Here is a 10951-nt window from a genome sequence, read left to right on the forward strand (position 1 = left end):
TGCCACGTCAGGCCTGCGTGGCGCGGATGATATCGATGACGGCCTTGGAGTCCGGCCGCGCCTTGATGAAGTTCTCGATCTGCGGCGCGACGCGCTTCTTGAACGCCTCGCGGTCGCATTCGGCCACCGTCACGCCCTTTTCGGTCAAGGCGGACAGCGCCTCCTTCTCGACCGCGAGCCCGTGGGTCCGCGTGTCGGCCGCAGCTTTTTTCGCAGCATCGAGAAATCCGTCGCGCAGCTTCGGATCCATGCGGTTGTAGGTCGTGTCGCTGAAATAGATCGCGAGCGGCGAGAAATTGTGCTGCGTCAGTGCATAGAATTTCGCGGTTTCGAAGAACTTGCTGGCCAGGATGGTCGGCGGATCGTGCTCCAACCCGTCCAGCACGCCGGCCTGCAATGCCGTGTAGATTTCGCCGAACGCCAGCGGCGTCGCGGCGGCGCCCATCAGGCGCAGGCATTCCGTGATGACAGGATTTGGCAGGGTGCGGATCTTGAGACCGGCGAGATCTTCCGGCGTCTTCACCGGCTTCCGCGCCAGCACGCTGCGCGAGCCGAAATTATAGGCCCAGGCGATGATGCGGATGTTGCTGCCCTTGAGCAGCGCGTCCTCGATCGGCTTGGCGGCGCCGGAATCGAACGCCTTGGTCTGCTGCGGGAAACTCGAGAACAGAAAGCCGAGATCGAAGGTGCCGACCAGCGGCACCAGATTGGCCGAGATCGACGAGCCCGACACCATGAGGTCGATGACGCCGAGCTTCACCGAGTTGATGACGTCGATTTCCTGACCCAATTGGTTGTCGGGAAAGAACGCGACCTCGACCTGCTCACCGAGGCCGTTCGCCTTCAGGTTCTTGACGAGATTGTCGTAATAGACGCGGCCGTTGGCGAATTTGGGGTCGTTCGGCAGCGAGGAGGAGCATTTCAGCTTCAGCGTCGCGGCTTCGGCGCGGCCGATGAGTGCGGGGGAGAACACGAGGCCGGCGGCAAGTCCCGTCGACGACTTGATGAACGCGCGACGGTTCACGGGCACGATGGACATGGTGCGGTCTCTCCCCGATTATTGTTTTTCGCGCCGCGGACGTTGCCGCAGCCCGTTGCACGGACTGTATGGCCAAAGCGACGGCGCAGGCAAGACTTGAGGCCGGCCATTGCAAAGCGGCGTGTCGCGAAGGTCGACGGCATCAGCGCGCGGCGAAACAACCGCGTTTTTTGCGGGATTTTCGCTCAGACCGGCATCGGGCCAGATGTGCGCGAGGATGCTTTCGCGCGGCATCGGCGATCAATCCAATTGGCGCATGGATCAATGCGCAATTCACATGGATGGTGCCAGAACGATGCCGCACTGGCTTCGGCAGACCTCCTGCCCCATTTTGCCGCAGCTCAACGTGATCCACTGCACAGACAGACGCATGGCGGCCACCTAGAAAAGGTGACATCATCGTGCGTATTGCCGATGGAGGTGACACCATGCGCCGTCCAATTCTTCGCAATTTGTTTCTTGCATCCGGTCTTCTCGCGCTCTCGCAACTGACGATTCCGACGGAGGCCGCGGCCGAAGCGCGGCTCGCACTCGTGATCGGTCAATCGGCCTATCGCACCGTGCCGGAACTCCCCAACGCAGCCAACGACGCCAAGGGCATGACGGAGCTGCTCGGCAATGCCGGCTTCACCGTCACCACGGCGTCCAATCTGGCGCAGAACGACATGCGTCAGGCGATCTCGGATTTCGCCGGCAAGGTCAGCGCCAGCGGCGCCGACACCGTCGCGCTGGTTTTCTATGCCGGCCACGGCCTCCAGATCGACGGCGAGAACTATCTGGTGCCGGTCGATCTCGACCCCAAGCGCGAGGCCGATATCCCCCTTCAGGGCGTGCGGCTCAACGATTTGCTCAACACGCTCGGCGCGCTGCCGACACGAGCCCGCATCTTCATGCTCGATGCCTGCCGCAACAATCCGTTCCCGGCACTCAGCGGCGCCGGACACGGGCTTGCGATCGTCGACACCAAGGCCGGCGCGCCGGGCTCCTTCATTTCCTATTCGACCTCGCCCGGTGCGGAAGCCGAGGATGGCTCCGGCATCGACAGTCCCTACACTACCGCGGCGCTGACCGTCGCCAAGCAGCCTAATCTGCCGATCGAGGAAGTGTTCAAGCGCATTCGCGTCGCCGTGGCGCAATCGACCGACGGACGCCAGATCCCCTGGGAAAGCTCGTCGCTGACGACCGACTTCAAGTTCTTCGGCGGCGACAGCAGCGGCGGTCAGACTGCGCTTCCTGGCGCATCCTCCATGGCACTTGCGAGCGGCACGCGCAGCCTCGAGGATTGGCGCAAGGATTTGCAGGGCAAGCCGGCCATGGTCGCCTATGAGATGGTGATCACCGACGACACCGTGCCGGCGTATCAGGCCTATATCGAGTTGTATGCTCAGGATACCCGTACGCCGCGCCTGCGCACGATCATGGAGCGCCGACGCCAGATGCTGGCGTGGGAGCGCGCCACCGCGATCAACACCCGCGCCTCGTTCGAGGCGTATCTGGCGAACTGGGACAACAGCGATCTGGCTGCGACCGCACGCAGGCTGCTGCTCCGCGTGCAGAACCGCAACTACGTCTTGCCTGCTGTGGTCGCGGCCGCTCCTGCCCCGGTCGCCGTCGCGATGGCGCCGACCTGCCCGTGCTCGACGCCTTCGACACCGGCAACGCCGGTCAACCCGACGGTCGCGCCCGTGATCAAGAAGCGCGTCGACGACACGCCGCCGAAGCGCAAGGTGGTCGACACACCGCCCAGGCCGCGCCGGCCGCCGCCCGATGAAGTGATCTACGAGCGCGCGCCGCCCGCCGGCCCGCCGCCAGAAGCCATAGGTGTCGGAATAGGCATCGGAATTGGCATGGGCATGGGCGGCCGAGGCGGCAACTACGGCGGCCCGGGACGCGGCGATGGCTATCGCAGCCGTTACTGAGACCGCTCGCGCGGCAGCCGGACGCGGACACGCGTGCCGCCACCGGGACGATCCTCGATGGCGACCGTGCCGCCGTTGCTTTCGACAACTTGCCTCACGATTGTGAGTCCCAATCCTGCGCCGCCGCTCTCGCGGCTGCGCGAGGTCTCCAGCCGGTAGAATGGATCGAATACGCGGGTGCGTTCGTCGACCGGGATTCCCGGCCCGCGGTCCTCGACCAGGAGTTCGATCACACCGGTCTCGGCATGCAAGGAGATGTCTGCGGCGCCACCATAGACGATCGCGTTGTTGACCAGATTGGCAATGACCCGAGCCATGCCCGCAGCCGAGCCGCGGATGAGGAGAGCCGGATCTTCGCAGGTGAGCGTCACCGCTTCGCAGCCGCCCTTGCGCGCTTCGTACTCGGTCCGCGCGACGCGAGCAAGATCCACGGTCTCCGCTGACGGGCCTGCGAACGAGGCGCGGACAAAGGCGAGCGCATCATCCATCAGCGATTGCATGTCGTCGAGATCGACGGTTGCCTTGTCCCGCTGCACGCTTTCGGGCAGCAGCTCGAGACGTAGCCGCAGCCGCGTGACATAGGTGCGCAGATCATGGCTGATCGCGCCGAGCACGAGGGTGCGGCTGCGCAGCAGTTCGGCGATGTTCGCCTGCATGGCGTTGACGGCGCGGATCAGCGCCCGGACGTCGGGAGCACCCCGCTCGCTGACCGGCCTGGTCTCCATGGCAGCGCCAAAGCGCTCGATGGCGATGGTCAACTCGGACAGCGGCCTGGTCTCGTGGCGAACCGCGAGCAAGGCCGCCAAAGCGACCATGAAGCCGAGAATTCCGGCCAGCAGGCCGACAGGAATGCCGAGCAGGCGAAGGCCGAGCTCGCCTGCGGTCTCGATTACCAGATAGCCGCCGCCAGCAAGTTCAATGACGGCTTGCAGGCGCGAGGTGACGAGATCACGCAAGCGGGCCACCTGCTGGCCGTCCCTGACGTTGACGAAGGACAATGCGACCAGCCGCTCCGCCGGCACACCGCTCAGCGCGCGCAGCCGTTGCTCCGCACTGCCCAGGAAACGGCCATGCAACGGGTTGGGCGGCACGTCCTGACGCAGGACCGGCTTGAATCGCGCCGTCGTGGCCGCGCGCAGCACCAGGTCGCGATCGTCGCGCGGGACCCTGTCGATCGCCTCCGCCAAAGCGGCGACCTGCGCGAACAAAGCGGCAAATCCGGACGGCTCGCCGCGGCCGCGCTGCTCCACGAAATAGATAGCGAGCGACAGCAACTGCACGAGAATGATGGCGCCGACGACGATAAGGCCGAGGCGGGCGGCGATGTGAAGCCTGCTCATCCCGCACAGGCTCCGTGCTCAGAGCGGGCGGACGTCAGCACTGAAGAGATAGCCGCCATTTCGCACGGTCCTGATCGAGAATGCAGCCTTGGGATCCGCGGCGACGAGCTTGCGGCGCAGCCGGCTGACCGACACGTCGATGACGCGGTCGAACGGATCCGCGGTCCGGCCGCGCGTCCAATCGAGCAACTGGTCGCGTGACAGCACCCGCTTGGGCCGTTCAAGGAAACATGCCAGCAGATCAAACTCCGCTGCCGTCAACTCGACCATGCATTCTTGGTCGTTGGACAGGCTGCGCCCGTCGAGATCGGCCACCAGCCTGCCGAAAGCAATGCGCCGCGGCGGCGGCATCTGCAGCGGGCCGTCCACACGCCGCAAAACGGCCTTGATGCGCGCCAGCAATTCCCGAGGATTGAAGGGCTTCGGCAGATAATCGTCGGCGCCGAGCTCCAGGCCGATGATGCGGTCGACATCGTCGGCCTTGGCCGTCAGCATCAGGATCGGCGTGCGGCCCTTGCTGCGCAGGCGCCGGCAGATCGACAGTCCGTCCTCGCCGGGCAGCATGATGTCAAGCACGATGAGATCCGGGCATGCCTGCATCAGCGCCCGGTCCATCGCCGCGCCGTTCTCGACGCAAACCGGCGCATAGCCCTCCCGCGTCAGCAGGTCCGCCAGGAGCGCGCGGATCTCGCGGTCGTCCTCCACGATCATGATCGTCCGAGTATCCATCGCGACCTCTATCGAGCAACCCGCCGGCGGGAATGTGGCGAGCCCATCACCGGTTACAAAACGTTACATATCCGGCCTCGCCGGCAACATCACGGCAAAACATCGAGGCGAGATTGGCCCCCATGCGGCGACCGGTCTCGTTCCGGCGCGTCCTCGCAAACGGGAGTATCCGATGAAACTCATCCTGGCTTCGCTATCACTCGCAACGGTGCTGGCCCTCACGAGCGCCTCCGATGCAAACGCCTGGGTTCGCAGCGGCAGCGTCACGACTTGGCGCGGCACCTACTACGGCAGCGCCAGCGGCGGATGCGCCGGCGGTACCTGCTCGCGTTCGGCTTCGGTGACGGGGCCCTATGGCGGCACGATCGCACGCAGCGGCAGCATCACGCGCGTGGGTCCGCATGCATTCGACTACACGCGCACCACGACGGGGCCGAACGGAAATAGCGTGACGCGCAGCGGCACGCTCGTGACCCATCCCTATTACGGATACCGGTACTGACCGTCGCGCCGCACGACCGTGAAATTCCGGCCAGGGTCAGAACAGCGACCGCGGACTGCCTTCCCTCCAACCTGCAAGCATGGATATCTCGAATGCGACGATTGACGATCTTGGCGTCGGCCGCGGCAGCCGCACTGGCCGCGGGTTCGACCGCGCTAGCCTTCACTCCCAGCCCTCACCCCGCCATGTCCGACGGCCTCACCGAAGTCAGCGGCGGCTGCGGGCCCGGCTGGCACCTGACGGCCAACGGCCTGTGCCGGCGGAACATCGTGCCCTATGCCCATCCACCCTATGCCTATGCGGCGCCTCCCTATCCGGGAGCTTGTTGGTGGACCAGCACGCCATTCGGCGCGCGGAGGGTCTGCGCATGGTGAGACCTGTACAGCTACGGGAGCTGCGACGCGCGATCGCGGCCATCATCGCCGCGTTGGTCGCGGTATCGTCCGCGGGCGCCGCGTCCGCCCAGCAACCGCGACAGGAGGTACGCCAAGCGTGCACCGCGGACATGCGCGCGCTGTGCTCCGGCATCATGCCGGGAGGCGGCCGCGTCAAGCAGTGCATGATCGAGCATTTCAACCAGCTATCGGATGGCTGCAAGAGCGCGCTGAAGCAGGCGCAGGCGTCGAAGCCATAGAGCGTAGTCTCGCGAGAGTGCGCGTGGGGCTCGCAGACGCGATAAGTGCCTGCGGGGCCCTGCGGTGTCGCACGATATAGCGGCGAGGCCGGCAACCGCATGTTTGCCGACGACCGGCAGCTGTGGTCTGGTCGGCCAACGGGACGCTTCGGGGATTCGCTGCTGATGGCGCAGGACGCTCACACCGCAACATCATGGCCGCTATTCCGCTCGCTGGCGTCCTATTCGCTGCCTGGCGACCTCATGGCCGGCCTGACGCTTGCGGCGATCGCGATTCCCGAGCAGATGGCGACCGCACGGCTCGGCGGCTTCGCCCCGCAGATCGGCTTCTTCGCTTTCATGGCGGGGTCGCTCGGCTTTGCGATGCTCGGCGGCAATCGTTTCCTGTCCTGCGGCGCCGATTCCACGATCACGCCGATCTTCGCCGGCGGGCTGGCGGCGCTGGCCGCCGCCGGCTCGCCTGAGTATCAGGGATTCGCGATCGCGCTGGCGCTGATGGTCGGCGCGATGATGCTGGCTGGCGGCGCTTTCCGCCTCGGCGGCATCGCCAATCTCTTGTCCGTGCCGGTCATGGTCGGCTTCCTCGCCGGCATCTCCGTCCACATCATCGTGTCGCAAGTGCCGGGCGTGCTGGGCCTGGACTCGCCGAGCGGGCCGACGCTCGATCGCATCGGTGTGCTCGCGAGCGAACTCGGCCGCACCAATCCCTTCACGCTGTGCATCGGCTTCGGTGTGCTGGCCGTGGTCTTCGTCGCCGAGAAGATCAGCGCAAAAATCCCGGGCGCGCTGATCGGGCTTGTCGCAGCGACCCTGGCCACGATCGCGCTCGGCCTCGAGAGCAAGGGCGTCAATGTCGTCGGCCTCGTGCCGGGGACGCTGCCGCGGCCGACCTTCCCCGAGCTTGCACCGGAGCAATGGGTCCGCCTCGTGCCGCTCGCCTTTGTCATCACGGTCGTGGTGATGGTGCAGACGGCGGCGACGACGCGCTCGTTCCCGTCCGATCCCGACAAGCCGGCCGATATCGATCGCGATTTTCTCGGCGCGGGCGCCGGCAGCGTGCTGTCGGGCCTGTTCGGCGCGTTTCCGGTCAATGCCAGCCCGCCGCGGACGGGCATTGTCGCCGAGACCGGGGGACAATCGCAGCTCGCGGGCCTCGCCGCGGCTGCGATTGTGCTGGCCCTGCTCGCGTTTGGAACGGGGTTGCTGCAGCACGTTCCGGACGCAGCCCTCGGCGGCATCCTGCTGTTCGTCGCCCTGCGCATCATCCGCGTGAAGCAGATCGTCACGATCTATCGCCAATCCCCGAGCGAATTCCTGCTGATTGTCGCCACCGCCGCGCTGATCATCGTGCTGCCGATCCAGCAGGGCGCATTCCTCGGCATCGTGCTGTCGCTGCTGCACGGCATCTGGAGCACGACGCGCGCGCGGCTCGTCGAGTTCGAGCGCGTGCCGGGCACCACGATCTGGTGGCCGGCGCATCCGCACATCGCCGGCGAGCGGATCGCCGGCGTCGCCGTAATCGGACTGCAGGCGCCGCTGTCGTTCCTCAACGCGCCCGGCTTTCGCAGCGACGTAGCCAAGGTGCTCGGCGCGACGCCGCCGCAGCTGCTGGTGCTGGAGGCGAGCGGCATGGTCGAGATCGACTTTACCGCCGCGCAGATCCTGCTCGAAATGTTCAGGGCGTGCAGCGAACAGGGCATCACGGTCGCGCTGGCCCGGCTGGAATCGGTACGTGCGCAGGACGCGTTCGAGCGGTTCAGGCTGTTCGAGGCGCTGCCCCGGGAGAACGTCTTCCACAGCGTCGACGAGGCCGTGCGCAAGCTGGGGAAAGGCGATCACATATTCACTCCGTCATCCTGAGGTGCTCCGGTTGAGACGCGAAGGCGTCGCAAGCGGAGCCTCGAAGGATGATACGGCCACGATGCAGCCGGGCCGTCGTCCTTCGAGGCTCCCCATGCGGCGCTTTGCGCCCCATGGCTCGCTCCTCAGGATGACGGTGATAGATAGGCTTGTCGTCGCAATGCGACAGCAACGAACGCTCACTGCACCAATGTCGGGTGATCGCGCTGCACGGTTTCACGGACCCAGCTGGCATGGATCGCGCGGAACAGGATCTGCGCCGTCTTGAGGTCGTTCGCCTTCATGCAGAGATCGACGATGCGACGGACTGCGTCGTCGCGCATCAGTCCATCCGAGATCTTCATCGCGATTTCCATCGCGACCTTGACCGCGCGCTCGTAGCGCACGCTGTCGCGCTTGTCGTTGCGCGCGGACCCTGCTGCGCTGGCCGCAGCGGCGTCACAGATCGCACGGATGCGCTCGGCGGCCTCGATGTCGCCGAGCGGCCGTTCGATCGCTTCGTCCCAGATGTCCTGGCGCGTCTTGCGCGCGAACCACTGCATTGCCTGCTCCGTGGTGATGGAGCGAGCATAAACGGCGGCCACGCCGCGCGCTACGCCTCCGGTACGATCTTGCCGGGATTGAAGATGTTCTGCGGATCGAGCGCCTTTTTCAGCGCCCGCATCGCGTCGATCGCCTCGGGACCGAGCTCCGCCTTGAGGTATTTCTGCTTGCCCTGTCCGATGCCGTGCTCGCCGGTGCAGGTGCCGTCCATCGCCTGCGCGCGCTCGACCAGCCGATGCATGAACTCTTCGCCGCGCGCCATCTCGTCGGCATCGTTGGTGTCGCAGACCAGCGAACAGTGGAAATTGCCGTCGCCGACATGACCGACGATCGGCGACAACAGGTTGAGGCGCTTGAGGTCTTCCTCGGTCTCGCCGACGCATTCGGCAAGCCGCGAGATCGGCACGCAGACGTCGGTCGCGACCACGCCGATGCTGTCGCCGGGCCGCAGCGCCTTGACCGACCAATAGGCGTCGTGCCGCGCCTGCCATAATTTTGTGCGATCCTCCGGCTTGGTGGTCCAGGAGAAATCGCCGCCGCCGTACTCCCCGGCGATCTCGGCAAAGGCCTTGGACTGCTCGGCGACCTCGATCTCACTGCCGTGGAATTCCATCAGCAGCAGCGGCGTTTCCGGCAGGGTCAACTTCGAATAGGCGTTGCAGGCCCGCACCTGCGCGGCGTTGAGCAACTCGATACGCGCCACGGGAATGCCGGTCTGGATCGCCAGGATCACGGCCTGACACGCCCCATGCACCGTCTCGAACGACACCGCGCCGGCCGCGATCGTATCGGGGATGCCGCGCAGGCGGATGGTCAGTTCCGAGATGATGCCGAGCGTACCCTCGGCGCCAACGAACAGATGCGTCAGGTCGTAGCCGGCGGATGATTTCTTCGCACGCGTGCCGGTCGTGATGATCTCGCCGTCGCCGCGCACCACCTTCAGCGCCAGCACACTGTCGCGCATGGTGCCGTAGCGCACCGCGTTGGTGCCGGAGGCGCGGGTCGAGGCCATGCCGCCGAGCGAGGCGTCGGCGCCGGGGTCGATCGGGAAGAACAGGCCCTGGTCACGCAGATGCTCGTTGAGCGCCTTGCGGGTGACCCCGGGCTGGATCACGCAGTCGAGGTCCTCGGCATGCACCGCGAGCACCTTGCTCATGTCGCGCAGGTCGATGCAGATGCCGCCGGCGGGTGCGTTGACCTGGCCCTCGAGCGAGGTGCCGGTGCCGAAGGCGATGACGGGCACGCCGTTTTTCGCGCAGATCCGCACCACGTCCTGGATGTCGGCGGTCTCCTGCGCCATAACCACGCCGTCCGGCGGCTGGTTCACGATCCATGTGGTGGTATGGCCGTGCTGCTCGCGAACGGCTTGCGACGTGATGAGGCGGTTGCCGAACCGTGCGGCAAGCTGCTCCAGCGCGCTCGCGAGGGCTTTCGGCGCCGGCCGCGGCGGATTATTGGTGATGGTCGTACCCACGGACGTTCCTCCCGACGAGACGAACCGTGGCAAAGGACATCTCACCGGTCAAGTCAAGCGACCGGCCGCATAGCTGGGGAAGGAAATATGCCGGAGACTGCCGCCACAGCGACCAACACCGTGCCGTTCCGCGCCTCGATCATGCAGATCGAGCCGCAATGGATCGACTACAACGGCCACCTCAACATGGCCTATTACAACGTGATGTTCGACCGCGCGATCGACCAGATGTGGCTGACGCTCGGGATCGGTCCGGGCTACATGAAGGAGCGCAGCGGCTCGACCTTCACCGCCGAATGCCACGTGCGGTATTTGCGCGAAATCCACCTCGGCGATCCCGTGCAGGTCTCGGTCTGGCTGCTGGAAGCCGACGACAAGCGGCTGCACACCTTCCAGGAGCTGCGACACGCGACCGAGGGTTGGCTGTCCGCCACGTCGGAAAACATGTCGCTTCACATCGACATGGGCTCACGAAAGGTGGCGGCTTTTCCACCAGACATCCGTGAGCGCATTGCAGCGGTGGTCAAGGCCCACATCGCCGTGCAGCGGCCCGAGGGCATCGGCCGCAACGTGGCGATGCCCTCGAAGCGGTAAGCGCGCTAGACCCTGTTACGGCCGCGGGCCAATCCAACAACGGCCGAGACCAGGAACAGCACGACCGCGATGAAGAAGATGATCTTGGCGATTTCGATCGACGCGCCGGCGAGGCCGCCAAAGCCCAGGATACCGGCGATCAGGGCGATAACCAGAAACGTCACTACCCAGCTAAGCATGATCCGAACCTCTGTTTCGATGTTTGTCTGCGATCGGCGACTGACGCGCCTCACTTGCAGAACCAATCGCCAACTGGGAACAATGGTTCCGGCCCGCTGGAGCCGGAAATTCGCCTGACCCGCAGGAACAAATTGGCT

Annotated in this window: 12 protein-coding genes; 6 read left to right on the forward strand and 6 right to left on the reverse strand. The window is 65.7% G+C overall.

The features are described from left to right. Window positions 1-7: 7 nt before the first annotated feature. Window positions 8-1039 carry a TRAP transporter substrate-binding protein gene (locus tag AC0L3P_RS13195; RefSeq protein WP_275173433.1) on the reverse strand — a complete coding sequence of 344 codons (1032 nt, stop codon included), beginning with the start codon at window positions 1037-1039 and terminating at the stop codon, window positions 8-10. A gap of 428 nt (window positions 1040-1467) precedes the next feature. Between AC0L3P_RS13195 and AC0L3P_RS13200 the strand changes: the two genes are divergently transcribed. Further along, the gene (locus AC0L3P_RS13200) at window positions 1468-2958 is read left to right on the forward strand and encodes a caspase family protein (protein WP_473302176.1); all 1491 of its coding nucleotides are present in this window, start codon (window positions 1468-1470) and stop codon (window positions 2956-2958) included. Here AC0L3P_RS13200 and AC0L3P_RS13205 read toward each other — a convergent pair. Beyond that, window positions 2952-4298 carry a sensor histidine kinase gene (locus tag AC0L3P_RS13205; protein ID WP_473302177.1) on the reverse strand — a complete coding sequence of 449 codons (1347 nt, stop codon included), beginning with the start codon at window positions 4296-4298 and terminating at the stop codon, window positions 2952-2954. The genes AC0L3P_RS13200 and AC0L3P_RS13205 overlap by 7 nt on opposite strands. A gap of 18 nt (window positions 4299-4316) precedes the next feature. After that, window positions 4317-5027 (reverse strand): response regulator, encoded by a 711-nt coding sequence (locus AC0L3P_RS13210; RefSeq protein ID WP_354060607.1) that lies wholly within the window; start codon window positions 5025-5027, stop codon window positions 4317-4319. 172 nt (window positions 5028-5199) lie between these two features. Here AC0L3P_RS13210 and AC0L3P_RS13215 point away from each other — a divergent pair, with 172 nt between their 5' ends. The 4 genes from AC0L3P_RS13215 (at window position 5200) to AC0L3P_RS13230 (ending at window position 8023) form a co-directional block, all read left to right on the forward strand. Continuing rightward, window positions 5200-5529: a hypothetical protein gene (locus AC0L3P_RS13215; RefSeq protein ID WP_473302178.1), complete on the forward strand. Its 330-nt coding sequence runs from the start codon at window positions 5200-5202 to the stop codon at window positions 5527-5529. Window positions 5530-5621: 92 nt separating this feature from the next. Continuing rightward, window positions 5622-5903 (forward strand): GCG_CRPN prefix-to-repeats domain-containing protein, encoded by a 282-nt coding sequence (locus AC0L3P_RS13220; RefSeq protein WP_354060603.1) that lies wholly within the window; start codon window positions 5622-5624, stop codon window positions 5901-5903. Further along, the gene (locus AC0L3P_RS13225) at window positions 5897-6163 is read left to right on the forward strand and encodes a hypothetical protein (protein ID WP_354205396.1); all 267 of its coding nucleotides are present in this window, start codon (window positions 5897-5899) and stop codon (window positions 6161-6163) included. The genes AC0L3P_RS13220 and AC0L3P_RS13225 overlap by 7 nt, the downstream gene beginning before the upstream one ends. Before the next feature lie 165 nt (window positions 6164-6328). Next, window positions 6329-8023 (forward strand): SulP family inorganic anion transporter, encoded by a 1695-nt coding sequence (locus AC0L3P_RS13230; RefSeq protein WP_473302179.1) that lies wholly within the window; start codon window positions 6329-6331, stop codon window positions 8021-8023. A 179-nt stretch (window positions 8024-8202) separates the two neighbouring features. On the opposite strand, the gene AC0L3P_RS13235 is transcribed toward AC0L3P_RS13230, so the two are convergent. After that, window positions 8203-8565, reverse strand: coding sequence for a hypothetical protein (locus AC0L3P_RS13235; protein WP_473302180.1), 363 nt, complete (start codon window positions 8563-8565; stop codon window positions 8203-8205). A gap of 50 nt (window positions 8566-8615) precedes the next feature. After that, window positions 8616-10040: an FAD-binding oxidoreductase gene (locus AC0L3P_RS13240; RefSeq protein ID WP_473302181.1), complete on the reverse strand. Its 1425-nt coding sequence runs from the start codon at window positions 10038-10040 to the stop codon at window positions 8616-8618. A gap of 87 nt (window positions 10041-10127) precedes the next feature. Here AC0L3P_RS13240 and AC0L3P_RS13245 point away from each other — a divergent pair, with 87 nt between their 5' ends. Further along, window positions 10128-10634, forward strand: a complete 507-nt coding sequence (locus tag AC0L3P_RS13245; RefSeq protein WP_275173419.1) for a thioesterase family protein — start codon at window positions 10128-10130, stop codon at window positions 10632-10634. A 5-nt stretch (window positions 10635-10639) separates the two neighbouring features. On the opposite strand, the gene AC0L3P_RS13250 is transcribed toward AC0L3P_RS13245, so the two are convergent. Next, window positions 10640-10813: a DUF1328 domain-containing protein gene (locus AC0L3P_RS13250; protein ID WP_007600914.1), complete on the reverse strand. Its 174-nt coding sequence runs from the start codon at window positions 10811-10813 to the stop codon at window positions 10640-10642. Between the last annotated feature and the right edge of the window lie 138 nt (window positions 10814-10951).

It is taken from the genome of Bradyrhizobium sp. WSM4874 (assembly GCF_055811835.1).